Annotated in this window: 28 protein-coding genes; 8 read left to right on the plus strand and 20 right to left on the minus strand. The window is 74.1% G+C overall.

Annotation, left to right across the window (positions count from 1 at the left end; all coding sequences use genetic code 11):
• The 3 genes from purL to purS form a co-directional block, all read right to left on the minus strand.
• Positions 1-2,236, minus strand: a 2,236-nt coding sequence (gene purL, locus ACR807_RS05695; RefSeq protein ID WP_438920138.1) for a phosphoribosylformylglycinamidine synthase subunit PurL, incomplete at its 3' end; no start/stop codon positions are given.
• Entirely contained in the window at positions 2,233-2,904 is a 672-nt protein-coding gene (gene purQ / locus ACR807_RS05700; RefSeq protein ID WP_438920139.1) for a phosphoribosylformylglycinamidine synthase subunit PurQ, read from the minus strand. The genes purQ and purL, both read right to left, overlap by 4 nt.
• Positions 2,901-3,140, minus strand: a complete 240-nt coding sequence (purS, locus tag ACR807_RS05705) for a phosphoribosylformylglycinamidine synthase subunit PurS (protein ID WP_306743917.1) — start codon at positions 3,138-3,140, stop codon at positions 2,901-2,903. Before purS ends, purQ begins: the two co-directional genes overlap by 4 nt.
• A 155-nt stretch (positions 3,141-3,295) precedes the next feature.
• Here purS and ACR807_RS05710 point away from each other — a divergent pair, with 155 nt between their 5' ends.
• Both ACR807_RS05710 and ACR807_RS05715 read left to right on the plus strand, forming a co-directional pair.
• Positions 3,296-4,267 carry an NAD-dependent epimerase/dehydratase family protein gene (locus tag ACR807_RS05710; RefSeq protein ID WP_438920140.1) on the plus strand — a complete coding sequence of 324 codons (972 nt, stop codon included), beginning with the start codon at positions 3,296-3,298 and terminating at the stop codon, positions 4,265-4,267.
• 35 nt (positions 4,268-4,302) lie between these two features.
• Complete coding sequence (locus ACR807_RS05715) at positions 4,303-4,914, plus strand: MBL fold metallo-hydrolase (RefSeq protein WP_438920141.1); 612 nt, start codon at positions 4,303-4,305, stop codon at positions 4,912-4,914.
• Here the strand turns inward: ACR807_RS05715 and ACR807_RS05720 are convergent.
• On the minus strand, positions 4,836-5,564 hold the full coding sequence (locus ACR807_RS05720) for a DUF2334 domain-containing protein (protein ID WP_438920142.1): 729 nt from the start codon (positions 5,562-5,564) through the stop codon (positions 4,836-4,838). The genes ACR807_RS05715 and ACR807_RS05720 overlap by 79 nt on opposite strands.
• Before the next feature lie 86 nt (positions 5,565-5,650).
• Complete coding sequence (locus tag ACR807_RS05725) at positions 5,651-6,544, minus strand: phosphoribosylaminoimidazolesuccinocarboxamide synthase (protein ID WP_438920143.1); 894 nt, start codon at positions 6,542-6,544, stop codon at positions 5,651-5,653.
• A gap of 63 nt (positions 6,545-6,607) precedes the next feature.
• On the opposite strand from ACR807_RS05725, the gene ACR807_RS05730 reads away from it, so the two are divergent.
• The 4 genes from ACR807_RS05730 (at position 6,608) to ACR807_RS05745 (ending at position 9,590) form a co-directional block, all read left to right on the plus strand.
• Entirely contained in the window at positions 6,608-7,462 is an 855-nt protein-coding gene (locus tag ACR807_RS05730; RefSeq protein ID WP_438920144.1) for an ABC transporter substrate-binding protein, read from the plus strand.
• A 9-nt stretch (positions 7,463-7,471) separates the two neighbouring features.
• The gene (locus ACR807_RS05735) at positions 7,472-8,302 is read left to right on the plus strand and encodes an amino acid ABC transporter permease (RefSeq protein WP_438920145.1); all 831 of its coding nucleotides are present in this window, start codon (positions 7,472-7,474) and stop codon (positions 8,300-8,302) included.
• Positions 8,299-9,078 (plus strand): amino acid ABC transporter ATP-binding protein, encoded by a 780-nt coding sequence (locus ACR807_RS05740; RefSeq protein WP_438920146.1) that lies wholly within the window; start codon positions 8,299-8,301, stop codon positions 9,076-9,078. Before ACR807_RS05735 ends, ACR807_RS05740 begins: the two co-directional genes overlap by 4 nt.
• A 71-nt stretch (positions 9,079-9,149) precedes the next feature.
• Positions 9,150-9,590, plus strand: a complete 441-nt coding sequence (locus ACR807_RS05745; RefSeq protein WP_438920147.1) for a hypothetical protein — start codon at positions 9,150-9,152, stop codon at positions 9,588-9,590.
• A 66-nt stretch (positions 9,591-9,656) separates the two neighbouring features.
• Here the strand turns inward: ACR807_RS05745 and purB are convergent, their stop codons facing one another.
• Genes purB through ACR807_RS05775 form a run of 6 tightly spaced genes read right to left on the minus strand, consistent with a single transcriptional unit; the run spans position 9,657 to position 14,391 of the window.
• Positions 9,657-11,090, minus strand: coding sequence for an adenylosuccinate lyase (purB, locus tag ACR807_RS05750; protein WP_438920148.1), 1,434 nt, complete (start codon positions 11,088-11,090; stop codon positions 9,657-9,659).
• 46 nt (positions 11,091-11,136) lie between these two features.
• Entirely contained in the window at positions 11,137-11,919 is a 783-nt protein-coding gene (locus ACR807_RS05755) for a hypothetical protein (protein ID WP_438920149.1), read from the minus strand.
• Positions 11,916-12,446 carry an RNA polymerase sigma factor gene (locus ACR807_RS05760; protein WP_438920150.1) on the minus strand — a complete coding sequence of 177 codons (531 nt, stop codon included), beginning with the start codon at positions 12,444-12,446 and terminating at the stop codon, positions 11,916-11,918. Before ACR807_RS05760 ends, ACR807_RS05755 begins: the two co-directional genes overlap by 4 nt.
• A 43-nt stretch (positions 12,447-12,489) precedes the next feature.
• A complete protein-coding gene (locus ACR807_RS05765; RefSeq protein WP_438920151.1) occupies positions 12,490-13,074 on the minus strand; it encodes a TetR/AcrR family transcriptional regulator in 585 nt (194 codons plus the stop codon).
• Positions 13,075-13,099: 25 nt separating this feature from the next.
• On the minus strand, positions 13,100-13,855 hold the full coding sequence (locus ACR807_RS05770) for a hypothetical protein (protein ID WP_438920152.1): 756 nt from the start codon (positions 13,853-13,855) through the stop codon (positions 13,100-13,102).
• A 17-nt stretch (positions 13,856-13,872) separates the two neighbouring features.
• Positions 13,873-14,391: a SigE family RNA polymerase sigma factor gene (locus ACR807_RS05775; protein WP_438920153.1), complete on the minus strand. Its 519-nt coding sequence runs from the start codon at positions 14,389-14,391 to the stop codon at positions 13,873-13,875.
• 153 nt (positions 14,392-14,544) lie between these two features.
• On the opposite strand from ACR807_RS05775, the gene ACR807_RS05780 reads away from it, so the two are divergent.
• Both ACR807_RS05780 and ACR807_RS05785 read left to right on the plus strand, forming a co-directional pair.
• Positions 14,545-15,564, plus strand: a complete 1,020-nt coding sequence (locus tag ACR807_RS05780; RefSeq protein ID WP_438920154.1) for a threonine aldolase family protein — start codon at positions 14,545-14,547, stop codon at positions 15,562-15,564.
• 1 nt (position 15,565) lies between these two features.
• Positions 15,566-16,147: an HAD family hydrolase gene (locus ACR807_RS05785; protein ID WP_438920155.1), complete on the plus strand. Its 582-nt coding sequence runs from the start codon at positions 15,566-15,568 to the stop codon at positions 16,145-16,147.
• Here the strand turns inward: ACR807_RS05785 and ACR807_RS05790 are convergent.
• The 9 genes from ACR807_RS05790 to purD all read right to left on the minus strand — a co-directional run bounded on the left by ACR807_RS05790 (position 16,118) and on the right by purD (position 24,149).
• Positions 16,118-16,987, minus strand: a complete 870-nt coding sequence (locus tag ACR807_RS05790) for a potassium channel family protein (protein ID WP_438920156.1) — start codon at positions 16,985-16,987, stop codon at positions 16,118-16,120. The two genes, ACR807_RS05785 and ACR807_RS05790, sit on opposite strands and share 30 nt — an antisense overlap.
• A gap of 48 nt (positions 16,988-17,035) precedes the next feature.
• Positions 17,036-17,206, minus strand: coding sequence for a hypothetical protein (locus tag ACR807_RS05795; RefSeq protein WP_438920157.1), 171 nt, complete (start codon positions 17,204-17,206; stop codon positions 17,036-17,038).
• Positions 17,207-17,273: 67 nt separating this feature from the next.
• Complete coding sequence (locus ACR807_RS05800) at positions 17,274-18,428, minus strand: pyridoxal phosphate-dependent aminotransferase (protein WP_438920158.1); 1,155 nt, start codon at positions 18,426-18,428, stop codon at positions 17,274-17,276.
• 450 nt (positions 18,429-18,878) lie between these two features.
• The gene (locus ACR807_RS05805) at positions 18,879-19,409 is read right to left on the minus strand and encodes an ESX secretion-associated protein EspG (RefSeq protein WP_438920159.1); all 531 of its coding nucleotides are present in this window, start codon (positions 19,407-19,409) and stop codon (positions 18,879-18,881) included.
• A 132-nt stretch (positions 19,410-19,541) separates the two neighbouring features.
• Complete coding sequence (locus ACR807_RS05810) at positions 19,542-20,306, minus strand: ESX secretion-associated protein EspG (RefSeq protein ID WP_438920160.1); 765 nt, start codon at positions 20,304-20,306, stop codon at positions 19,542-19,544.
• Position 20,307: 1 nt separating this feature from the next.
• A complete protein-coding gene (locus ACR807_RS05815) occupies positions 20,308-21,603 on the minus strand; it encodes a PPE domain-containing protein (protein ID WP_438920161.1) in 1,296 nt (431 codons plus the stop codon).
• 9 nt (positions 21,604-21,612) lie between these two features.
• Positions 21,613-22,191: a DUF3558 domain-containing protein gene (locus tag ACR807_RS05820; RefSeq protein ID WP_438920162.1), complete on the minus strand. Its 579-nt coding sequence runs from the start codon at positions 22,189-22,191 to the stop codon at positions 21,613-21,615.
• 19 nt (positions 22,192-22,210) lie between these two features.
• Positions 22,211-22,666, minus strand: a complete 456-nt coding sequence (locus tag ACR807_RS05825; RefSeq protein WP_438920163.1) for a hypothetical protein — start codon at positions 22,664-22,666, stop codon at positions 22,211-22,213.
• A 226-nt stretch (positions 22,667-22,892) separates the two neighbouring features.
• Positions 22,893-24,149, minus strand: a complete 1,257-nt coding sequence (gene purD / locus ACR807_RS05830) for a phosphoribosylamine--glycine ligase (protein WP_438920164.1) — start codon at positions 24,147-24,149, stop codon at positions 22,893-22,895.
• Positions 24,150-24,169 lie beyond the last annotated feature (20 nt).

A 24,169-nucleotide genomic window follows, 5' to 3' on the forward strand; every position in this document is an offset into this window, starting at 1 on the left:
CCTCCCACGCCTCGCGCAGCTCCGCCAGCGGCAGCGCGCCGAGGCCCTGGAACTCCAGCGCCCCGGACTCCGGGTCCACCACGCCGACCTTGCGCCACGGCAGGCCGCGCGCCGTGCACATGTCGGTGAACCGCAGCTCCTCCGTGCGCGGCACGGCCACCAGCACGCGGGCCGCCGACTCGCTGAACAGCTCGGTGAACGGGTCGCCCTCCAGGAACACCCGGGCGCCCACCTCGCCGATCAGGCACGTCTCGACCAGCGCCTGCGCCAGGCCGCCGTCGGACAGGTCGTGCGCGGCGGACAGCATCCCGTCGCGCGACCCGGCCACCAGCACCTCGCCGAGCAGCTTCTCCCGCGCCAGGTCCACCTTCGGCGGCAGGCCGCCCAGGTGCCCGTGCACGACGTGCGCCCACTCGGACCCGCCGAACTCGGCGCGGGTCTCGCCGAGCAGCAGCAGCGTCTCGCCGGCCTCCGCGCCGATCCCGGTGGGGGTGCGGCGGCGGACGTCGTCGATCACGCCCAGCACGCCCACCACCGGCGTCGGCAGGATCGCCGTCGACCCGGTCTGGTTGTAGAAGCTGACGTTGCCGCCGGTCACCGGGATGCCCAGCTCGACGCAGCCGTCCGCGAGGCCCTTCACGGCCTGCTCGAACTGCCACATCACCGCCGGGTCCTCGGGCGAGCCGAAGTTCAGGCAGTTCGTCACCGCGACCGGCGTCGCGCCCGACGTGGCCACGTTCCGGTACGCCTCGGCCAGCGCGAGCTGCGCGCCCGCGTACGGGTCGAGCTTGGTGTAGCGGCCGTTGCAGTCGGTGGCCAGCGCCACGCCCCGGTGCGTCGACTCGTCGATGCGGATCATGCCCGAGTCGGACGGCTGGGCGAGCACCGTGCCGCCGCGCACGTACCGGTCGTACTGCTGGGTGACCCACCGCTTCGACGCCAGGTTCGGCGATGCCGCCATGGTCTTGACCAGCTCCAGCAGCTCGCCGTCCGCCGGCCGGGGCAGCGCGTCCGGCACGTCGGCCTGGAGGGCGTCCTGGTCGGCCGGGCGCTCGATCGGCCGGTCGTACACCGGGCCCTCGTGCGCGACCGTGCGCGGCGGGACGTCGAGGACGACCTCGTCGTGCCAGGTGATGACGAGCCGGTCGCCCTCGGTGACCTCGCCGATCTCGGTGGCGATGACGTCCCACTTGGCGCAGACCGCCATGAACGCGTCCATGTCCTCGGGCCGCACGACCGCGCACATGCGCTCCTGCGACTCGCTGGACAGGATCTCCGCCGGCGTCATGCCGGTGGCGCGCAGCGGCACCCGCTCCAGGTAGACGTGCATCCCGCCGTCACCGGCGCTGGCCAGCTCCGACGTCGCGCACGCCAGGCCCGCGCCGCCGAGGTCCTGGATGCCGACGACGATGCGCTCGGCGAACAGCTCCAGGCAGCACTCGATGAGCACCTTCTCGGTGAACGGGTCGCCCACCTGCACGCTGGGCAGCTTCTTGCGCTTGCCCGCCGTGTCGTCGAAGGTCTCGGACGCCAGCACGGACACGCCGCCGATGCCGTCGAGGCCGGTGCGCGCGCCGAACAGGACGACCTTGTTGCCGGTGCCCGAGGCGTGCGCCAGGTGCAGGTCCTCGACCCGCATGGCACCCACGCACAGGGCGTTGACCAGCGGGTTGCCCGCGTAGGTCGCGTCGAACACGACCTCGCCGCCGATGTTCGGCAGGCCCAGGCAGTTGCCGTAGCCGCCGACGCCCGCGACGATCCCGGGCAGCACGCGGCGCGTGTCCGGAGCGTCGGCCGGGCCGAAGCGCAGCGGGTCCATCACGGCCAGCGGGCGCGCGCCCATGGCCAGGATGTCGCGCACGATGCCGCCCACGCCCGTCGCCGCGCCCTGGTACGGCTCGACGTAGGACGGGTGGTTGTGGCTCTCCGCCTTGAACGTGATCGCCCAGCCGTCGCCGATGTCGACCACGCCCGCGTTCTCGCCGATGCCCGCGAGCATCTTGGCGCGCATCTCGTCGGTGGTGGTCTCGGAGAAGTACTTCAGGTGCACCTTGGACGACTTGTAGGAGCAGTGCTCGCTCCACATCACCGAGTACATGGCCAGCTCGGCGTCCGTGGGGCGGCGGCCCAGGATCTCCTTGATGCGGGCGTACTCGTCGTCCTTCAGGCCCAGCTCCTTGTAGGGCTGCTCCTGGTCCGGCGTGCTCCCGGCGTTCTCGACGGTGTCGACGGTCATGCGCTCACCACCGAGTCGAGCAGGGACAGGAACATGCCGAGCCCGTCGTCCGTGGGGCCGGTCAGCGCCTCGATCGCGTGCTCCGGGTGCGGCATGAGGCCGACGACCCGGCCGTTCGCGCTGGTGATGCCCGCGATGTCGTTGCGCGAGCCGTTCGGGTTCTCGCCGACGTAGCGGAACACGACGCGGCCCTCCCCCTCCAGCTCGTCGAGGGTGCGCTGGTCGGCCTGGTAGCCGCCCTCGCCGGACTTGAGCGGCACCAGGATCTCGGCGCCCTCGTCGTACCGGGTCGTCCAGGCGGTCGTGGTGTTCTCGACCTTCAGCCACTGGTCGCGGCACACGAAGTGCAGCTTCGAGTTGCGCACGAGCGCGCCGGGCAGCAGGTGGGCCTCGCACAGGATCTGGAAGCCGTTGCAGATGCCCAGGACCGGCATGCCCTTGTTCGCGGCCTCGACGACCTCCTCCATCACCGGGGCGAACCGGGCGATGGCGCCGCAGCGCAGGTAGTCGCCGTAGGAGAAGCCACCGGGCACGATGACCGCGTCGACGCCCTTGAGGTCGCGGTCCGCGTGCCACAGCGGGACGGCCTCGCCGTCCGCGTACCTGACCGCGCGCGCCGCGTCGACGTCGTCCAGCGTGCCCGGGAACGTGATGACCCCGACCCTCATGCCTCGACCCGCCTCACGACCCAGTCCTCGATGACGGGGTTGGCGAGGAACGTCTCGGCGATCTTCGCGAGCGTGGCGTCGTCGACGTCGTCGGCGACCTCCAGCTCGAAGTGCTTGCCCTGGCGGACAGTGGTGATTCCGTCGAACCCGAGACGGGGCAGCGCGTTGGCCACCGCCTGTCCCTGCGGGTCGAGGATTTCGGGCTTCGGCATGACGTCGACGACGACTCGGGCCACGACAGGCTGCTCCAAGGTAGGAGGACTGCGGTACTGGCGAAGGGTACCTGACCTGGGTGTTCATCCAGTTCACAGGTGGCCGGGGGCACACGTTCACCTGTTCGCCCTGGGCTGACCTGCCGGCGGTCGCGCCCCGCGGGGTCCAGGGTGGGCCCATGCGGATGCTGGTGCTCGGCGGCACGGTCTTCCTCGGCAGGGCGACGGCGGCCGAGGCGGTGGGGCGCGGGCACGAGGTGGTGTGCGCGGCGCGCGGCGAGTCCGGGGCGGTGCCCGCGGGGGCCGTGCACGTGCCCGTCGACCGGGACGCCGGGCTCGGCGAGCTGGCGGGCACGCGCTTCGACGCGGTCGTGGACGTCGCCACCATGTCGGTGACCTGGGTGCGCGACGCGCTGCGCTCGGTGGGCGCGGACCACTGGGCGTTCATCTCCAGCTGCTCCGTCTACGCCGACCACGCCACCCCCGGCGGCACGGCGACCCTCCCGCCGGCGGAGGACGAGCCCGGCGCGCCGACGACGCCCGAGCTGTACGGGTCGGTGAAGGTGGCCTGCGAGAACGCGGTGCTGGACGCGCACGGCGACCGGGCGTTCATCGTCCGCGCCGGCCTCATCACCGGGCCCGGTGACCGGAGCGACCGGTTCGGGTACTGGCCGAACCGGCTCAGCCGGGGCGGCCGGGTGGTCGTGCCCGACGCGGCGGACCAGCCGGCGCAGCACGTGGACGTGCGCGACCTGGCCGCGTGGGTGGTGGACGCGGCCGAGCGGCGCGTCACCGGCACCTACGACGCGATCGGGCCGAGCAACCCGTTGGGCATGGTCCTCGGCGAGGTCGCGGGCGCGGTGGCGCCGCCGGGGACCGAGCTGGTCCGCGTCCCGGGGGACGTCCTGGCGCGGCACGGGGTCCAGCCGTGGGCCGGGCCGAGGTCGCTGCCGCTGTGGTTGCCGCGCAGCCACCGGTCGATGATGTTCCGCGACGCGGGTCCCGCGCTGGCCGCCGGGCTGCGCGTCCGGCCGACCGCCGGGACCGCCGTCGACGCCCTGGCGCACGAGCGGGAGCTGGGCCCGGACCGCGAGCGCCGCGCCGGCCTGCCGCCCGAGGTGGAGCGGGAGCTGCTGCGCGCGATCGGCTGAACCGGGGTAGAACGGTGCCCTGAGGAGGCACCACCATGGAAATCGTCCACTTCGGACACTCCTGCCTGCTGGTCGACACCGGCTCCGCGCGCGTCCTGTTCGACCCCGGCACGTTCTCGACCGGCTTCGAGGGGGTCACCGGGCTCGACGCGGTCCTGGTCACCCACGAGCACCCCGACCACCTCGACCCCGCCCGGCTGCCCGCCCTGCGCGACGCCAACCCCGGCGTCCCGGTCTTCGCCCCGTTCGACCTCGACGGCGCGACCCGGGCCGAGCCCGGCGCGGTGCTGGGGTTCGGCGGCACGTCCGTGCGCGTCCTCGACGCGCCGCACGAGGTGATCCACCCGAGCGTCCCGCTGCCCGCGAACGTCGGCTACCTGGTCGACGACGGCGCGTTCTACCACCCGGGCGACTCGCTGAGGGTGCCCGGGCAGCGCGTCGACGTGCTGGGCCTGCCGACCGCCGCGCCGTGGATGAAGCTGTCCGAGGCGGCCGACTTCCTCGCCGCGGTCGGCCCGCGCCGGGCCGTGCCGATCCACCAGTCGCTCCTGGCCCACCCCGGGGTGTACTACCGCGTCCTGACCGGCACCGCGCCGGAGGGCGTCGAGGTGGTCGTGCTGCCCGAGGGGGAGGTCGTGGCGCTGTAGGTCGAGGCGCTGTAGGTCGTCGGGGTCGCGCCGTGGTGCAGGGCCAGGTCCACGGCCTCCAGCAGCACGGGCGCGAGCCGGTCCAGCGACGCGGCGTCCGCGCCGAGCCGCACCAGGCCGCCGCGCCGCGCCGACCGGCCGACCGCGAGCAGGTGGCCCCAGTGGTCGACGGCCATCCGCACCCGCCCCGGCCGCACGTCGCCGGTGCGCAGGTCGCGCACGCCCGCCATGTCCGCGCACACCGCGAACCGGTGCCGGCGCAGCGCGACCAGCGTGCCCGGCGACGCGAGCCACGACGGCGGCGCGAACAGGTCGGTGGCCAGGCCGAGCCGCTCCAGGCCGGCGCGGGCGGCGACCAGCCGCAGCCCCGCCTCGTGCGCGGGCAGCGCGGAGAACTCGGCCCGGCGGCGCAGCGACACCGCCCGGTGCGTCGGGTCGGCGGCGTGGTCGAACCCGTGCAGCACGAGCGCGTCACCGGCGGCGACGCGCGCGCGGACCCAGTCGGGGACCGCGCCGGGGACGGCCTTGCGCGGGGCCAGGAGCAGGGACAGCGGCACGTGCCGCCGGTCCAGCTCCCCGGCCAGGTCGGCGCACCGGTCGAGCGTGCTCGGCCCGATGCCGGACAGCGAAACCACGAGGTGGGCGCCCATGTGCCCAGTGCGCCGCACCGGCGTGTCGCCCGCTTGGCGACGAGGTGACGCGCCGGTGCGGATCGGGCGAAATCACGAGGTCGGGCTCAGGGGGTGCCGGACGGCCAGTCGGCGAAGGACAGCCCGGTGATCCGCTCGTACGCCTCGACGTACCGGGCGCGGGTCGCGGCCACCACGTCGTCGGGCAGCGGGGGCGGCGGCGCGTCGGACGCCCGGTCCCAGCCGGAGGCGTCCGAGGTCAGCCAGTCGCGCACGTACTGCTTGTCGAACGACGGCTGCACCCGGCCGGGCGCGTACCCGTCGGCGGGCCAGTAGCGCGACGAGTCGGGCGTGAGCACCTCGTCGCCGAGGACCAGCGCGCCCGAGGCGTCCAGGCCGAACTCGAACTTCGTGTCGGCCAGGACCACCCCCTTGGACCGGGCGAACTCGCGCGCCGCGCCGTAGATCTCCAGGGTGGCGTCCCGCAGCCGCCCGGCCAGGCCGGCCCCGACCTCGGCCACGACGTGCTCGAACGACACGTTCTCGTCGTGCGCGCCGATCTCGGCCTTCGTCGCCGGGGTGAAGATCGGCTCCGCCAGCTCGGACGCCTCGACCAGCCCCTCGGGCAGCCGCACGCCGCACACCCCGCCGTCGCGCCGGTACTCGGCCATGCCGGACCCGGTGAGGTAGCCGCGGGCGACGCACTCCACCTGCACCATGTCGAGCCGGCGCACGAGCAGCGCCCGGCCGCGCACCTCGTCCGGGATGCGCGGGTCGTCCCACGCCACCAGGTGGTTCGGCACGAGGTCGGCGAACCTCTCGAACCAGAACACGCTCATCGCGGTGAGCACGCGTCCCTTGTCGGGGATCTCCGTGGAGAGCACGTGGTCGAAGGCGGAGATCCGGTCGGAGGCCACGAACAGCAGCAGGTCGTCGTCCACCTCGTGGACCTGGCGGACCTTGCCGGTGGCGACCAGCCGGTAATCGGCGAGCTTGGGCACGATCCGAAGCCTACTTGTCCCGCTCCGTGGGCACCCCTTCCCACCTGCGGCAAGATCTCCCCCATGCGTGCACCCGGAGTGATACTCGCCGCCACCGCCCTCCTCGCGGCGGCCGCCTGCGCCCCCGAGGAGCAGGCCGCGCCGCCCACCAACCAGGTGGACGGCGTCGCCTGCGAGAAGGCGAACCTGGCGACCCTGACCGCGGGCAGGATCACGTTCGGCACGGACCAGCCGGTCTACGAGCCGTGGTACGTGGACGACGACCCGACCAACGGCAAGGGCTTCGAGTCCGCCGTCGCCCACGCCCTCGCCGGGGAGCTGGGGTACGCGAAGGAGGACGTCGTCTGGACGCGCGTCCCGTTCAACGCGGCCATCCAGCCGGGGAAGAAGACCTACGACGCCAACCTCACCGAGTTCTCCATCACCGAGGAGCGCAGGCAGGCCGTCGACTTCTCCGCGCCGTACTACGACGTGGACCAGGCCGTGATCACGCTGGAGTCGTCCAGGGCCGCGTCCGTGAAGACGCTCGCCGAGCTGAAGGAGGTCAAGGTCGGCGCCCAGGTGGGCACGACCAGCTTCGAGGCCGCCCAGCGGCTCCAGCCCGCGCAGGACGTCGCCGTCTACAACACCAACGACGACGCCAAGGCCGCCCTGCGCGCCGGGCAGATCGACGCGCTGGTGGTGGACCTGCCGACCGCGTTCTACATCACGTCCGCGGAGCTGGAGGACGGCCTGATCGTCGGCCAGGTGCCGCCCGGCGACGGCAAGCCCGAGCAGTTCGGCGTCGTGCTGGACAAGGGCAGCCCGCTCACCGCGTGCGTGTCGACCGCGGTGGAGAACCTGCGGGCCGACGGCACGCTGGCGAAGATCGAGCAGGAGTGGCTGTCGGCCGCCGGCACGGCACCCGAGCTGAAGTGACCGCCTGACGTGACGAGCCTGCTGCAACGGGAGCGCCTCGCCTACCGGCGTTCCCGCTCGCGGCGGTCCACGCTGGTCGCGCTGCTGTCCACGGTCGTGTTCGCCGCGGCGGCCACCGCGACCGTCGCCACCGCGCCCGGCTGGCCGCGCGTCCGGGACTCCTTCTTCGACCCGGAGGTCGCGTGGCGGTCGCTGCCCGCCATCCTGGAGGGGCTGTGGCTGAACCTGCGCGTGCTGGTCGTGTGCGGGGCGCTGATCCTGGTGCTCGCGCTCGGCGTGGCGGCGCTGCGCACCCTGCGCAGCCCGGTGTGGTTCCCGCTGCGCGCCCTGGCCACCGTGTACGTGGACCTGTTCCGCGGGCTGCCGCTGATCATCCTGCTGTACCTGGTCGGGTTCGGGCTGCCCGCGCTGCGGCTCACGGGCGTGCCGAACGACTTCGTGGTGCTCGGCGGCGTGGCGCTCGTGCTCGCCTACACCGCGTACGTGGCCGAGGTGTTCCGGGCGGGCATCGAGTCGGTGCACCCGTCGCAGGTGGCGGCGGCCCGCTCGCTGGGGCTGACGCCGCGCAAGACGATGCGGCTGGTCGTGCTGCCGCAGGCGGTGCGGCGGGTCATGCCGGCGCTGCTCAACGACTTCGTGGCGCTCCAGAAGGACTGCGGGCTGATCTCCGTGCTGGGCGCGGTGGACGCGGTGCGCGCGGCGCAGATCGAGCAGGCCAGGGCGTTCAACTTCACCCCGTACGTGGTGGCGGGGCTGCTGTTCGTACTGCTCGCGGTGCCCACGGCGCGGTTCGCCGACGCGGTGGGCCGCCGGGTGGAACGGCGTCAGGGGGGACGATGAGCGACCGCGGTGCACCCGCGCGGGGGCTGCCCGGACCGGTGCTGTCCGTGCGCGGCGTGGTGAAGCGCTACGGGGGCCGCACGGTGCTCGACGGCGTCGACCTCGACGTGCACGAGCACGAGGTGGTGGCGCTGATCGGGTCGTCCGGGTCGGGCAAGTCGACCCTGCTGCGCTGCGTGAACCTGCTGGAGGAGCTGGACGACGGCCAGGTGCTCCTCGACGGCGTCGACGTGTCCGACCCGCGGGTCGACGCCGACGTGGCGCGGCGGGCGATGGGCGTCGTGTTCCAGGCGTTCAACCTGTTCCCGCACATGACCGTGCTCGACAACGTCACCCTCGCGTCGCGCGTCGTGCACGGCGTGCCCCGGGCGGAGGCCGAGCGCACCGCCCTGGACCTGCTGGGGCGCGTGGGCCTCGCCGACCGGGCCCGCGGCTACCCCGAGCAGCTGTCGGGCGGGCAGCAGCAGCGCGTCGCCATCGCCCGTGCGCTGGCCCACGTGCCGCGCCTGCTGCTGCTGGACGAGATCACCAGCGCGCTGGACCCGGAACTCGTCGGCGAGGTGCTGTCGCTGGTCAGGGAGCTGGCGGGGCAGGGCAGGACGATCCTGATGGCGACGCACGAAATGGGGTTCGCCCGCCAGGTCGCCGACCGGGTGGTGTTCCTCGACGGCGGGCGGCTCGTCGAGTCCGGGCCGCCGGAGCAGGTCCTGGGCGACCCGGAGCACCCGCGGACCCGGCAGTTCCTGAAGAGGATCATCGACGCGGGGAGGCTGTAGCTCTACTCCGGGTGTGCGTCCGGCACACCGCCACTTGGGGTATCGGGCCTGCTGCCCCTACTCTGCTCGGCGTGGTCCACCGGAAGGCGCTACTGGCCCCCGTCGCGGGGGGCAGCCTGATCGCCGTGCTGCTCGCGGGCGCGTGCGGCAAGCCGACGGCTGCCCCGGAACCGGTCGAGCTGCCCACCATCACCACCGGTTCGACGACGCCCCCCGCGTCGGTGCCCGCGGTGGCGAGCATCTCCGTCCGCGCGGTCGCCACCACCCCGCCCCCCACCGCGGAGGCGACCACCGAACCCCCGCCGCCACCACCGCCGGTGGAGGTCCAGCCCGTGCCGCCGCCGGCGCCCCCGGCGCCGCCGCCGACCACGACCGAACCCGCGTTCGACGAGGTGGCGATCGAGGGCTTCCCGTGCGACGAGCGGGGCGCGACGGCCGTGGACCCGGCGGGCCGCGCCCTGACCTGCGAACCGGGCCGCCGGGACCGCCTCCGCTGGACGCGCGTCCGCTGACCGCCCTCGGCCGGGCCCGGCCCGTTCCGACGCGGGCCGACGCCCTTCAAGGGCCCGACCCGCTCGTCAGAGGATCGGTTCCGGCACGTAGCCCGCCGCCGCCGGGAACGCCGACAGCACGTCCTCGACCTGCGCCACCACGGCCGCCACCTGCTGCTCCGCCACGCCGGTGAACGACAGGCGGTCGGCGAGCAGGGCGTCCAGGGCGGCCCGGTCGAGCGGCAGGCGGTCGTCGGCGGCGAGGCGGTCCAGCAGGTCGTTCTCCGCCAGGCCGCGCTCGCGCATCGCGAGCGCCACGCCGACCGCGTTCTCCTTGATCGCCTCGTGCGCGGTCTCCCGGCCGACGCCCGCGCGCACGGCCGCCATCAGCACCTTGGTCGTCCCGAGGAACGGCAGGTAGCGGTCCAGTTCGCGGGCCACCACGGCCGGGTGGGCGCCGAACTCGTCGAGCACCGTCAGGAACGTCTCCAGCAGGCCGTCGAACGCGAAGAACGCGTCCGGCAGCGCGACCCGGCGCACGACCGAGCACGACACGTCGCCCTCGTTCCACTGGTCGCCCGCGAGTTCGCCGACCATCGACAGGTAGCCCCGCAGGATCACCGCGAACCCGTTCACGCGCTCACACGAACGGGTGTTCATCTTGTGCGGCATGGCGCTGGAGCCGACCTGGCCGGGCTTGAAGCCCTCGGTCACCAGCTCGTGGCCCGCCATCAGCCGGATGGTCTTGGCCAGCGACGACGGCCCGGCCGCCAGCTGCACGAGCGTCGACACGACGTCGAAGTCCAGCGACCGCGGGTACACCTGGCCGACGCTGGTCAGCACCCGCTCGAAGCCGAGGTGCCCGGCGACGGCGCGCTCCAGCGCCACCAGCTTGTCCCGGTCGCCGCCGAGCAGGTCGAGCATGTCCTGGGCGGTGCCGACCGGGCCCTTGACGCCGCGCAGCGGGTACCGCGCGATCAGCTCCTCCAGCCGCCGGAACGCGACGAGCACCTCGTCGGCGGCGGTCGCGAAGCGCTTGCCGAGGGTGGTGGCCTGGGCGGCGACGTTGTGCGAGCGACCGGCCATGACGAGGTCGGTGTACTCGGCGGCGCGCTGCGCGAGGCGGGCGAGGACGGCGGCGGTCTTGCCGCGCACGTGCTCCAGCGAGCGCAGGACCTGGAGCTGCTCGACGTTCTCGGTCAGGTCGCGCGAGGTCATGCCCTTGTGCACGTGCTCGTGGCCGGCGAGGGCGTTGAACTCCTCGATGCGCGCCTTCACGTCGTGCCGGGTGACCCGCTCGCGCTCGGCGATGGACGCCAGGTCGACCTGCTCGACGACCCGCTCGTAGTCCGCGACGGCCCCGGTGGGCACGTCGACGCCCAGCTCGGCCTGCGCCCGCAGCACGGCGAGCCACAGCTGCCGCTCCAGCACGACCTTGTGCTCGGCGGACCACAGCGTGGCCAGCTCCGCGGAGGCGTAGCGACCGGCGAGGACATTGGCGATGCGGGGCTTGACCGTCACGTGACCAGCATATTTGCCGTCCGGCCGGGACCGGGAACCGGGCACGTCAGAGCAGGGCCAGGCCGGGGTCGACGGCCAGCTCGACCAGTTGGTCCACCGACAGGGGCACGGTGGCGCGCAGGGCACCCCCCTTCGCCGGGTCGTAGTTGTAGGCGTTGACCTGCACCACGGTGCCGTCGAGGCGGAAGTGCGCGGCGGTGAGCACGGTCGTGCCCTCCGGTCCGCCGTCGGCCACGGCGACCTCGACGCGGCTGCCGTCCGGCCGCGTGGAGGTCGACACGCAGGTCGCCGACGCGCAGAACCGGTCGGGGTCCGGCCCCACCCCGGCACCGGTGATCTGCACGGCGATCCCGCTGCTGCCCTCGGCGTCGACGTACTGCACCAGCCCGCTGATGAACCGGGCGCCCTGCTGGTCCTTGTCGTCGAAGTCGACCGCGACCACCTCGGCCCCGGGGGCCACCCGGGCGAGCAGGTCGGTCACGCGCCGCGCCAGGAGGCCCTCGGGTCCGCTCCGGGGGGTGGGCGCCTCCGGCGTGGTGGTGGGCGGCAGGGCGGTGGGGGCGGGCGGGCGCCCGGTCGGGGGCGGGGACGCCGCGGTCGTCAGCAGCGGCCCCGCCGCCGCGTCGAGCAGCGGGCGCCGGTCGAGGGCGCCCGGCAGCGACAGCGCCGTCCCGGTCAGCGCCAGGGTCGCCACGGCCACCGCCACCAGCGCACGACGCCTCTTGCGCGCGTGCCGGGCGCGGGCGATCAGCGCGTCCGGGTCGAAGTCCAGCGGCGGCTCGTCCCCCACCGCGGCGCGCAGGCCCTCCCTCAGCTCCGCCTCGCTCACGAGGCCACCACCGCCCCCTGCTCCAGTTCCTCGACGGCGACGCGCAGCGCGACGAGCCCGCGCGCGGTCTGGCTCTTGACCGTGCCCTCGGTGCAGCCCATCGCCACCGCGACCTCCGCCACCGGCAGGTCCTCGAAGTAGCGCAGCACGAGCGCGGCCCGCTGGCGCGGCGGCACGCGCAGCAGCGCCGCGTGCACGAGGTCGCGCGCCCACAGCTGCTCGCCCGCCCGGTCCGGGTCGGACGACGAGTCCGCCACGTCCGGCACCTCGCCGTCGCGCTGCTCGGCCCTCCGCCACGGGCGCCGCTTCTCGTCGAGCCACGTGCGCAGCAGCACCTTGCGGGCGTAGGCCGAGGCGTTGTCGCGCCACTCGATGCGGTGCCACGCCTGGTAGAGCTTGAGCAGGCTCGCCTGCATCAGGTCCTCCGCCATGTGCCAGTCACCGCAGAACAGGTACGCCGTTCGCCGCAGGGAGGCCGCGTGCCCCACCGCGAACTCGCGGAACCCCTGCTCATCGGCCTTGCGCATGCCATCCCCTTCCGCGCCCCCACCTTGTGAACGCGGTCGGGGGTCACCGGGGTTGCATCGACTTCTCCAACATGCGCCGGGCGGCGGCGCGGGGGTCCGGGCTGATCTCGATGAGGGCGTTCACGACGGCGCCGTCGACCAGCGCGATCAGCTCCTCGACGCGCTCACGGGTGACCGGTTGGCCGGTGCGGGTGAAGATGTCGAACAGCAGGTCGTGCAGCTGCCCGGACATGCGGCGCATCAGCGGTCGCAGGTAGGGCCGCCTGCCGGTGGCGACGAGGCGCTCGTAGCGCAGCAGCACGGCCTCCGCGTCGCCGTCGCCCACGGGTCCGAGCAGCAGGTCGAGCACCAGGTCGATGAGCGCGTCGCCGCCGCAGTCCGCCGGGTCGAGCTCCTCCAGCCGGGCCTTGCCGTAGGCCAGCTCGGCGATGCTGCGGTGCTCCAGGGCCGCGGCGACCAGGTCGTCCAGCGAGTCGAAGTAGTAGGTGGTCGACGCCAGGGGCAGGCCGGCGCGCTCGGCGACGGCGCGGTGCCGGACCGCGTCGAACCCGCCGTCGGCCAGGAGGTCCGCGGCGGCCTCGACCAGCGCCTGGCGCCGGCGTTCACCCTTCGGCGTAGCGGCTGTCATTGCAGGGAAGGTACTAGTGCGCGCGTCAGAACCGGTCCCCGAGCCGCCGCGCCAGCGACGCCAGCTCGTCCGCGAAGGGCGCGACCCCCGACCCGGCCGCCGGCTCGCTGAGCACGTACAGCTCCTCGCCGCCCGACGTGGGCGAGCTCTGGAACCGGACCGACCGGTCCGGGACGAGGTCGGGCGTGCCCGGGGGCACGACGACGACGGACACCGTGCCGGTGGCACCGCCGTCGCGGACCAGGTAACCGGCGCCGCGACCGCCCGCCGGGCAGTTCGCGGCGGCGGGCGAGGGCTGGAGGCCGCGGGCGACCGGGAGCTCGTCGGCGAGGGCGACGGCGAGCTCCCGGTCCACCTCCACACACCCACCCGGGGTGCGGCCGACCGTCGGGCGGTCGGCTGTCCCCAACGGCTCGTCCCCCTGCGTGGACGGGTCGTCGGGGACGCTCTTGGGCGGCATTCCACCGCTCCGGTCCGGTGAGGCGTCCTTCGGGACCGCGGGTACCTCGGCTTCACCGAACGGGGTGACGTCAGGGGACGGGGCGCTCTCAGCGGAACCCGCCGCGGTCGTGTCGCCGGTCGACTTCGCGAACAGGTCGGTCGAGACGACGACCCCGCCGAACACGAGCACGACGGCGAGCGCGGAGCCGAGCGCCGCGGCCGACCTGCGGCGGGCGGTCGCGCGCGCCGAGGCCGCCCGCACCTCGCCCACGTCGAAGGACGCGGGGGGCGCGTCGCCGGCCGCGTCGCGGAACAGCTCCGAGAGCTTCTGCTCGTCCACCTACCTCCACCTCCCGTTCACGACGCGGGCCGCAGGTCGTCGATCGCGTCGCCGAGGGCCTCGCGCAACGCTTCCAGGCCCCGGGAGGTCTGGCTCTTGACCGTGCCCTCCGAACACCCCAGCGCCACCGCGGTCGCCGAGACGTCCAGCCCCTCCAGGAACCTGAGCACGAGCACCGCCCGCTGCCTCGGTGGCACCCGCCGCAAGCCCGTGACCAGGGTCTCGCGCGTCGCCACCGAGTCGGCGACCTCGCCGTCGGTCGCGGGCGCGTCCGGGACCTCGTCCACGAACCGCTCCCGCCGCCACGGCCGCCGGGACTCGTCGATCACCGCGCGCACCACGCTGCGGCGGACGTACGCGTCCAGGGCCTGCTTGTCCCGGACCTTCCGCCACCTGCGGTGCAGCGCGACGAACGCGGTCTGCGCGAGGTCGTCCGCCCGGTGCCAGTCGCCGCAGAGCAGGAACGCCGTTCGGCGCACGGCCTCCCGGCGAGCGGCGAAGTACTCCGCGAACTCCTGCTCGTCGCGCTGATCCACGCGGACTCTCTCCGCTCGTCGTGCTTGCACCTGCTGGACGGAACCGGGACGGTCAACGGTTGCACGCCCCTCCGGCGAGACGTGCGTCACCCCCCATCGTCGTACGGCCGGCGCGATCGGGTCAGGACTTGCGCGGTGTGATGTGATCCGTTCGTGACCCTGCTCCCGCCGCTCGACTTCCGGTCGGACACCGTGACCCAGCCGGACGAGGAAATGCGACTGGCGATGTCGCGCGCCGAGGTCGCCGACGACGTCCTGGACCACGACCCGACGATGAGACTGCTGGAGGAGCGGGTCGCCGAGGTGCTCGGCGTGGAGGCCGCGCTGTGGGTGCCGACCGGGTCGATGGGCAACCTCATCGCGCTCACCGTGCACCTGCGCCCCGGTGACCGGTTCCTCGCGCCGCGCGGCGCGCACGTGCTGGACAGCGAGCTGGGCACGGCCGCGTTCATCGCGGGCGGGATGCCGCACCCGCTGGAGTGCGACGCCGGGCCGGGTCGCGCGTCGCCGGACGCGGTGCGCGCCGCGGCGGGGTCCTCGGGGCCGTACTACACGCTGCGCACGACCCTGTTGTGCCTGGAGAACACGCACAACTCGGCGGGCGGCTCGGTGACCCAGCCCGACGAGCACGCGCTGCTGGTGTCGGCGGCGAAGGAGACCGGGCTGCGGGTGCACCTGGACGGCGCGCGGCTGTGGAACGCGGCCGTCGCGCTGGGGCTGCCGCCCGCGGCCCTGACCGTGGGCGTGGACACCGTGCAGGTGTGCCTGTCCAAGGGCCTGGGCGCGCCGGTCGGGTCGGTCGTGGCCGGGTCGTCGCTGTTCGTCGCCGAGGCGCGCCGGGTGCGCAAGATGCTGGGCGGCGGCGTGCGGCAGGGCGGTGTGCTGGCCGCGGCGGGCCTGGTCGGGCTGGGTCGCCTGGACGACCTGGCGCAGGACCACGCGAACGCCCGCACCCTGGCCAAGGGCCTCGCCGCCCTGGGCTGGCAGGTGGACGAGCCGGAGACGAACATCGTGCTGGCGGGCGTGCCGGACCTGGAGGTGACGCTCGCCGGGCTGCGGCACCTGGGCGTGTACGCGGGCCCGATGTCGGGCAAGGTGCGGTTCGTGACGCACCGGGACGTGGGCGCGGACGACGTGGCCGAGGCGCTGCGGCGGATCGTGTCGGTGAGCTGACGTGCGCTGGGTGGTGTTCGACTACGGCGAGGTCATCTCGCGGCCGACGGAGGCGCTGCCCGAACTGGCGTCCCTGCTCGGCGTGCCCGAGGAGGGCTTCGCGGCGGCCTACTGGGCTCCGCGGCACGACTACGACAGCGGCACGCCGGACCTGGGGTACTGGCGGGCCGTGGGCGCGCGGCTGGGCGTCGGGGTGGACGCCGAGCTGGCCGCGCGGTTGACCGACGTGGACGTGCGGGGGTGGCTGCTGCCCGACCCGTCGGTGGTGGCGCTGGTCGAGGAGCTGGCGGCGTCCGGGGTGCCGCTGGCGCTGCTGTCCAACGCGCCCGCGTCGTTCGCGCGGGTCGCCGAGCGCGAGCCGTGGGCCGCGCACTTCCGGCACCTGGTGTTCTCCGGTGACCTGGGCGTGGCCAAGCCGGACCGGCGGATCTTCACCGCGCTGGTCGAGCGGCTCGGGGCGGAGCCGGGTGACTGCGTGTTCTTCGACGACCGGCAGGTCAACGTGGACGGGGCGAACGCGGCGGGCCTGACCGGCGTGCTGTGGCGGGGCAGCTCACACGCCCGGTCGGTGCTCGGCCCGTAGCTCCCCGGCCGGGCCAGCTCGCCCGGCCTGCTCCCCGTTCCCGACCTGCGCCCCGTTCCCGGCCTGCTCCCCGCTCCCTGCCTGCTCCGCCCGCCCGGCCGGTTCCGCTCGCCCGGCCAGTTCCTCCCGCAGGGCCGCCAGCTCCGCCCGCACCAGGCGCAGCTCGGCCGCGGTGGCCTGCTCGGCCTCGGCCACCGAGCCCTCGACGCCGCTGAGCCGGTCCACGATCCAGGACGCGATGGTGCCCGTGATGACACCCAGCAGGGCGATGCCGCCGACCATGAGCAGCGCGGCGACCAACCGCCCCTCCCAGGTCACGGGGTAGCGGTCGCCGTAGCCGACGGTCGTGATCGTGGTGAGGGTCCACCACGCCGCGTCGCCGAACGTGGTGATCGTGGCGTCGGGGTGGTGGCGCTCGGCGTCCAGGACGGCGAGCGAGGCGGACAGGCCGATCAGGGCCGTGACGCCCGCGACGTAGAGGCCGATCCGCTGCCGGACCCGGCCCGCGAACCGGCGGTTGAGCAGCTTGAGCACGGTGAGCAGGCGGAGCACGCGCAGCTGGCGGACCGCCGGCAGCAGCACCGCGAGCAGGTCGACCAGGTGGGTGACCAGGAACCGCCGCTTGTCCGCGGCGAGCACCAGGCGGGCCGCGTAGTCGACCGCGAAGACCAGCCAGACGAACCAGAGGACGACCTCCAGCGCGCCGTGCAGACCGGGGGTCGCCCGGTCGTCGAGGACCTGCCAGGCGTAGGCCACCAGGAACAGCACGGCGAGGCCCGTCAGGGGCCACTCGACGCGCCGCTCCCAGCGGACCAGGCGGCGTTCATCAGTCTCGAACACCGCACCATCGTGAGCGTCGGTTCGGCGTTTTACCAGCTCCGTGCGGCGTTACGGCCCTTTGATGCCCTTGCGGCCGTTCGACTTGATCGCACCGTACGCGGCGGTGCCGAGGAACAGCACGCCACCGACCACGGCCAGCCAGAAGATGCCCTCGATGAGGGCCCCGGCGACGGTGATCACGATCCACGCGGCGAGCAGCCACAGGATTATTCGGGCCATGCCACACGAACGAGCGACACCCGCCGTCAGTTCCCCCACCCGGCGACCAACGCGGGTACAACGGTCATCATGATGACGACAACCACCCGCCGATCCGCCGCAGCGCCTCCTCGATGTCGTGGCCGGCCCCGGCGAAGGACATCCGGATGAACTCGTGCCCGCGCACGGGGTCGAAGTCGACGCCGGGCACGATCGCGACGCCCGTGTCGTCGAGCAGGCGGCGGCAGAAGTCCGTCGAGTCGGTCGTGAGGTGCGAGACGTCGGCGTAGGCGTAGAAGGCGCCGTCGGCGGGGGCCACCTCGTCGATGCCCAGGTCGGCCAGGCCCTTGAGCAGCAGGTCCCGGTTGAGGCGGTACCCCTCGACCAGGCGCTCGGTCTGCGCGTACGACTCGGGCTCGAACGCCGCGACGGCCGCGTGCTGGGCGAGCGCGGGCGGGCAGAGCGTGAAGTTGCCCGTGAGCCGGTCCACCGCCCGGCGCAGGTCGGGCGGCAGCAGCATCCACCCCAACCGCCAGCCGGTCATGGCGAAAACCTTGGAGAAGGAGTTGACGACGATGGTGTCCCGGGAGGTCTCCCACGAGCAGGCGAGGGGCGTGCCGTAGCCGATGCCGTGGTAGATCTCGTCGCTGACGAGCCGCACCCCGTGCTCCGCGCACCACTCGACGAGCCCGCGCAACTCGTCGGGGGCGAGCACGGTGCCGGTCGGGTTGGCCGGGCTCGCCACGATCAGCCCGTCGAGGCGGCCCGCCGCCTCCAGCATCTCGACGGTCGGCTGGAACCGGGTCCCCGGTCCGCACGGCAGTTCGACGACCTCGCACCCCAGTGCCCGCAGGATGTTCCGGTACGCCGGGTAGCCGGGGCGCGCGAGCGCCACCCGGTCACCCGCCTCGAAGGAAGCGAGGAACGCGAGCAGGAAGGCCCCCGACGACCCGGTGGTGACCACCACGTCGTCGGCGGACACCGAGAGGCCGTACTGCCGGTCGTAGTGGCCGGCCAGCGCCTCCCGCAGCTCGACGATCCCGAGCTGCTCGGTGTAGCCCAACGGCTGCTCCCGCAACGCCCGCTGCGCCGCCTCCAGCACCGGCGCGGGAGCGGGGCTGGAGGGCTGCCCGGCGGCCAACGACACGACGTCCCCGTGCGTCCGCTGCCGGCGGGCGGCGGCCGACAGCACCTCCATCACGTGGAAGGGAGGAACGTCCGCACGAGCCGAAACACCCAGCATGGACGCCAGGCTAACCCCTGGTCACCGCACAACCGCATGCCCCCGGCAGCGCCGACAGCGCCGGCGAGTCCGGCGACCCGGCGGTCGCGCCGCCGGACTCGCCGGTCCGCCGACCGCGCGCCGGCACCGCCGCACGGCCACAGCACCGCCGCACGACCTCGGCGTCGACCCGCGCGACCGCCGTTCCCGACCTCGGCGCGGACACCGCGGCCACATCCCGGCCACCCGCGCCAGCCCGGCCACCCGCGCCATTCGCGCCGCCCGGGCCACCCACGCCACCCACGCCAGCCGGGCCGCCCGCGCCATTCGTGCTGGCCGGGCCGCCCACGCCAGCCGGGCTGTTCGGGCCGTTCGGGCCGCCTGGACCACCCGCGCCGGCCGGGCCGCCCGCGGTCACCCACGCCGGCCGGGCCGTCCGCGGTGCCGATCACCCCACCTGTGGCACCCGGCCTAGTCGCGGAACTCGTTCAACAACACGGCGATCCTCTCGCGCAGGTCGGCGGGGTCCGTCGGTCCGTGGAAGCCGACCACGTCAGCCGCGCGGCGCCTGCGCCCGGTCCGGTCGGTCGCCGCGGCGCCGAACTGGCCGTGCAGGTCCGGTGCGCCGACCCGCCCACCCGGCTGCCGGGGCAGCAGGCCGACGAGCGCGGTGGCCAGGTCGTGGTCCACCTCGCGCACGGTGAGCAGGTCCCGCCTGAGCACGGCCAGCAGCGACCCGGTCCCCGAGGACGCCGCGAGCGCGCGCACGGCGGTGCTGCCGAAGCCGAGCCTCAGGTCCGCCGAACGGGGCGGGTAGGCGAGCAGTTTGAACGCGGCCCCCAACCACGGGTCGAGCTCCCCGCCGCGGGCCAGGCCCTGCGCGGTCAGGTGGCTCCACGGTGCGGGGTCGTCCTGGACGTGCAGGACGATCGGCATGGCGCCGAGGTCCAGGTGTTCCCATGCCGTGCGGAACGCGGTAGCGCTGAGCGTAGCGTTGGTCACCGAACGTCACTCCCGAATGACGGCGGGCAGTGCTTGGCCCCCCAGGCCCGCAACGGGATTGACGTGGTGCGGGGCGTCGGGGTTCCCGGACCCACCCCCTGTACGGCCCCCGTGACCCCCCTGAAAAAGGGGTCAGACCTCCTGGAGCAGCTCCCAGACGCAGGCCGCCAGCCGGGCGTTGTCGATCGGCGTGATGGTGCTCCACTCGCGGCCGTCCGAGCTGGGCCGCACGAGGTGCAGGTACCGGCCGGACGGGGTGTCGTGCCACGCCACCACCCGCGAGGCCCGGACCGGCGGTCCGCCGCGCTGGGCGCGTTCGGCGCCGAACTGGCCGCGGGTGCTCATGCCGTCGCACATCGCGGCCAGCTCCTGCGCCTCGTGCAGCGGCAACCCGTGCCGCTCCAGCGACAGCACCAGCTTCTCGGCGTCCCGTCCGGCCTCGTCGGACGCCTTGCGCAGCACGTCGTTCGGGAGGCTGATCGACCGCCCGTACCCGGCGTTCACCTCGCCGGCGACGGACACCGCCGCCTCGGCGAGCGCGCTGGCGCGTGCCTCGATCAACCACACCTCGTCGCCGTCGACGACGGCCAGCAGGCCGTCGTCACCGGCGGAGGCCGCGAGGCCCTTGATCTTGCGGCGGTCCACCCACACCCACAGGTCAATCGACACCTGCGGGTTCGCCAGCAGCGCGAACGCGTCGGCCAGCTCGGGCGTCAGCCGCCGGTTCCGGGCCAACCCGCGGACGGCGAGCGACTGCCACGCCTGGTCCACCAGCGCGGCCCGCTCGGTGTGCGTGACACCGGGGCTGGGCACGTCCAGCGCGACGCTGCGCCTGGCCGACCGCTCGCCCTCCCACGCGACGTCGAACTCCAGGGTCGACAGGACGACCGTGTTCACTTCACTTCTTCTCGGGCTCGTCGCCGATGACCGACTGCACGACCATCCGCTCGTCGCCGAAGACGTCGTCGGAGTCCACGCCGTACTTGCGCACGTGCTCGGCGTCCTCCTCGCCCTCGCCGCGCTGCGGGGCCGCGGCGGCCTGCATCATCGACCCGCCCGCGCCCTTGCCCGCGGCGACACCCGCGGCACCGGGACGTCCGGGGACGCGCTCGTCCGGGTCGATCATGCCGATCGTGGCCGAGACGCCGGGCTTGCCGGTCAACGCGCCACCGGCACCGCCGGGCACCCCGCCCTTGGGCACGCCGCCACCGGCACCGGAACCGCCCTTGCCGCCGGCCGCGCCCTCCGGCACCTTGGCGCCGGCGGGCAGCCCGCCACCGGACGGGTTGCGCACGACCCGTCCCCCGCGCGCGGCACCCGCCGCCAACCCGAGCGCCGCACCGCCGGCCAGGCCGAGGCCGAGCCCCAGCCCGAGGTTCGACCCGCCGACCTTGCCCAGCGCGGCGGGCGGCAGCACCGTCCCACCGGGCCCGGGCGTGCCGGGCGCGATGCCGGTGACGGCACCGCCGGGCAGCACCCCCGGCAACTGCTGCGGCAGCCCGACCGAACCGCCGCCGGGCACCGACCCGACCCCGCCACCGCCGGGCAGCGACCCGGGCACGGCCCCCGGCACACCCGTGATCCCGCCACCGGGCTGGATCGCGGGCGACACCGGCGTGCTGACGCTGGAGGCGGAGGTGACGTCGAACTGCGGCGGCTTGTTCATGCCCTGGTACTGGTCGAGCGCGTCGCGGCTCGCCTCGGTGTACTGGTCGAGCCCGCGGATGGTCTGCTCGCGCGCCGCCTGGGTCGCCTTGACCTCCTTGGCGTGGTCGGTCTCGTACCCGAAGAACCCGCCCGCGTCGTCCCAGAAGCTGGTCTCCGTGTCGCCCTGCAACGCGGTGGGCGGCGGCATGCTGTTGCGCGTCTGGCTGTAGTTGGCCCCCTGCACGGCGGTGGCCTTGGAGTTCTGCTTGGCGGCGTCGGTGCCGGACGACGCCACGTCCGCCGACACGGTGACCGCCTTCCCGGCGTTGTCACCGGCCGCGCCCTGCCAGTTGATGCCGAGCTTCTTCAGCTCGTTGCGCAGCGTCTCGTCGGTCTCGTCCAGGGTCGCCGCCAGCTGGCGCAGGGCGTGCGAGGCGTTGCTGAAGCGCTGGGAGGCGTCGCCGCTCTGGAACTGCTCGACCAGGCCGGCCAGGGCGGCGTTGGAGTAGCCCTCGAAGCGGTGGTCCGTGATCTGCCTGAAGCCCATGCCTGCCCCTTACTTCAGAGTCCGCAAAGTCGTCAGCGCCGCTTCCGCGCCCTTGGCCGCGTTCTCGCACATCTGGTCCCGGGTGAACCCGTCGCCGATGGGCAGGAACGACACGAACAGCTGCTGCCCGTCCGCCACGTCGACCGCCACGGCGCAGTCGCCCTTGGTCGTGCCGATCAGGGTGACCTGGTAGGCACCGAAGCCCGCGACCGTCTTCTGCTCGATTTCGAGGTTGCTCGGGCCTTCCCAGTAGTCGACGCCCTCGTCCGCGATCAGCGTGACCTCGTAGCTGAACAGCGGCCGGGAGTTGCCCTGGAAGCTGCACCCCGGCGAGTTCTTGCCCTCGATGACGTCCTGGGGCTCGCTGATCGCCTCGTCGATTCCCAACCGCTCCTGCTGCTCGGGCGTGAGGGCCCGGCAGGCGTCGGCGATGCCGTCGAGCGTGACCTCGGCCGGCCTGGCCGGGAACTCGACGGTGGGCTTCGACGAACCGGACGTCGGACCGGCCGAACCGCTGGTCCCCGTCGGTCGCGGGGTGGGGTCGCCGGGCTCCTGGGTCGTGCAGCCGGCGAGAACCGCACCGGCCACGGCGACCACGACCAGAGCCCTACTGCTTCGAAGCACCCGCTGCCCCCATAGCCGCCACTACCTCTTCCTCGGTGTGCCCGTACTGCGTCGCCGTGGCGCGCAACTGCTCGACCAGGCTGCTGAGGCTGTCGATGTACTGCTCGATGCGGCTCGTGTAGGAGTCGTCGTTCTCGATCAGCCGGTCGTTCCAGGCCGCGGCGATCTCCGTGTTCAGGTCGTCCAGACCGTCGAGGTTGACCCTGATGTCGCGGAACGCCGCGCGGTAACTGGTGCGCAGGGCGTCGATCTGGTCGTTGACGAGTTTCCCCGCCTGGAGCACCGTCTCCTCGGACACCTCGAACTTCTGGCTGGAGCCGGGTCCCGAGGCCATCGTCCGACCCAGGCTCTTCTCCGCCGCGAAGACCTCTCCGACCGCCTTGCCGATGGCTCCGCCGATGCCCGCGACCGCGCCCAGTAGGCCGTTCTCCTCTGCCACGACGCCCTACCCCCGTACGCTCGGTGACGACTCACTCCCGGTCCGAGGCTACCAACGACCGCGTGAACCGGGTCTGAGGTTGGACGAAGCCGCACCTCCGCCGGTTCCCGCGGGTTCGGAGGACTTGCCCACCGGTCCCGGGGCCGCGCGAGCCTCGCGGAGGCCGCGACGACGGGTGCCCGCGCGGTCGGCCGCCGGGCACGAGCGGTGCCCGGCGGGCCGTGACCTACGGGACCTCGATCACGCCCTCCGCCGCGCGCAGCGCGATGTCGGTGCGGTGGTGGGACCCGGTCAGGTGAACGGCGTCCACGCGCCGGTAGGCGTCGGTCCGGGCTTCGGCCAGGGTGGCGCCGGTGCCGACCACGGACAGGACCCGGCCGCCGGTGGAGACGACGGCGCCGTCCTCGCGGCGGCGGGTGCCGGCGTGCAGGACGCCCTCGGCCTCGGCGCCGCCCACGACGTCGCCGGTGCGCGGGAGGCCCGGGTAGCCCTCGGCGGCCACCACGACGGTGACCGCGTAGCCGTCCGACCAGTCCAGGGGCGGCGCGGACGCGAGCGAGCCCGTGGCGGCGGCGTGGAAGAGGCCGGCCAGGGGGGTGCGCAGGAGGGCGACGACGGCCTGGGTCTCCGGGTCGCCGAAGCGGCAGTTGAACTCGATGACCTGGGGGCCCGTCGAGGTCAGGGCCAGGCCCGCGTACAGCAGGCCGGCGAACGGGGTGCCGCGGCGGGCGAGTTCGTCGACGACCGGCTGCACGCAGGTGGACACGATGGTGTCGACCAGGTCGGCCGGGGCCCACGGCAGCGGGGCGTAGGCGCCCATGCCGCCGGTGTTGGGGCCGGAGTCGCCGTCGCCGACGCGCTTGAAGTCCTGGGCGGGCAGCAGGGGCACCACGGTGGCGCCGTCCACCAGGCAGAACAGGGACACCTCGGGGCCGTCGAGGAACGACTCCAGCAGCACGGGGTGGCCGTGGTCGAGCAGGGTCATGGCGTGGGCGCGGGCCACGGCGCGGTCCGCGGTGACGACGACGCCCTTGCCGGCGGCGAGGCCGTCGTCCTTGACGACCCAAGTGGGGCCGAAGTGGGTGAGCGCGGCGTCGAGGCGGGCCGGGTTGTCGACCACCTCGGACGTGGCCGTGGGCACGCCCGCCGCGGCCATGACGTCCTTCGCGAACGCCTTGGAGCCCTCGATGCGGGCGGCCTCGGCGGACGGGCCGAAGCAGGCGATGCCGGCGGCGCGCACGGCGTCCGCCGCGCCCGCCACGAGGGGCTGCTCCGGCCCGACCACGACGAGGTCGGCCTTCCACTCCTGGGCCAGCGCGGCGACCGCCGCGCCGTCGGTGACGTCGACCCCGTAGGTCTCCGCCGCACCGGCGATGCCGGCGTTGCCGGGCGCGCACGCCAAGGCGATCACCGAGGGGTCCCGCGACAAGGCGAGGACTAGGGCATGTTCACGGGCGCCAGACCCGATGACCAGGACACGCACGGTGCGGAAGCCTAGATGAC

Origin of the sequence: Saccharothrix sabaoui (assembly GCF_051756985.1) — a bacterium.
Classification (GTDB): Bacteria; Actinomycetota; Actinomycetes; order Mycobacteriales; family Pseudonocardiaceae; genus Actinosynnema.

What these genes read in the sequence shown, in the direction of transcription:
- ACR807_RS05795 (WP_438920157.1), bottom strand. Translation starts at nt 17,206, where the DNA reads ATGGCCCGAATAATCCTGTGGCTGCTCGCCGCGTGGATCGTGATCACC.
- ACR807_RS05760 (WP_438920150.1), bottom strand. Translation starts at nt 12,446, where the DNA reads ATGCGCAAGGCCGATGAGCAGGGGTTCCGCGAGTTCGCGGTGGGGCAC.
- ACR807_RS05720 (WP_438920142.1), bottom strand. Translation starts at nt 5,564, where the DNA reads ATGGGCGCCCACCTCGTGGTTTCGCTGTCCGGCATCGGGCCGAGCACG.
- ACR807_RS05800 (WP_438920158.1), bottom strand. Translation starts at nt 18,428, where the DNA reads ATGCTGGGTGTTTCGGCTCGTGCGGACGTTCCTCCCTTCCACGTGATG.
- purQ (WP_438920139.1), bottom strand. Translation starts at nt 2,904, where the DNA reads ATGAGGGTCGGGGTCATCACGTTCCCGGGCACGCTGGACGACGTCGAC.
- ACR807_RS05815 (WP_438920161.1), bottom strand. Translation starts at nt 21,603, where the DNA reads ATGGGCTTCAGGCAGATCACGGACCACCGCTTCGAGGGCTACTCCAAC.
- ACR807_RS05765 (WP_438920151.1), bottom strand. Translation starts at nt 13,074, where the DNA reads ATGACAGCCGCTACGCCGAAGGGTGAACGCCGGCGCCAGGCGCTGGTC.
- ACR807_RS05710 (WP_438920140.1), top strand. Translation starts at nt 3,296, where the DNA reads ATGCGGATGCTGGTGCTCGGCGGCACGGTCTTCCTCGGCAGGGCGACG.
- ACR807_RS05740 (WP_438920146.1), top strand. Translation starts at nt 8,299, where the DNA reads ATGAGCGACCGCGGTGCACCCGCGCGGGGGCTGCCCGGACCGGTGCTG.
- ACR807_RS05730 (WP_438920144.1), top strand. Translation starts at nt 6,608, where the DNA reads ATGCGTGCACCCGGAGTGATACTCGCCGCCACCGCCCTCCTCGCGGCG.
- ACR807_RS05715 (WP_438920141.1), top strand. Translation starts at nt 4,303, where the DNA reads ATGGAAATCGTCCACTTCGGACACTCCTGCCTGCTGGTCGACACCGGC.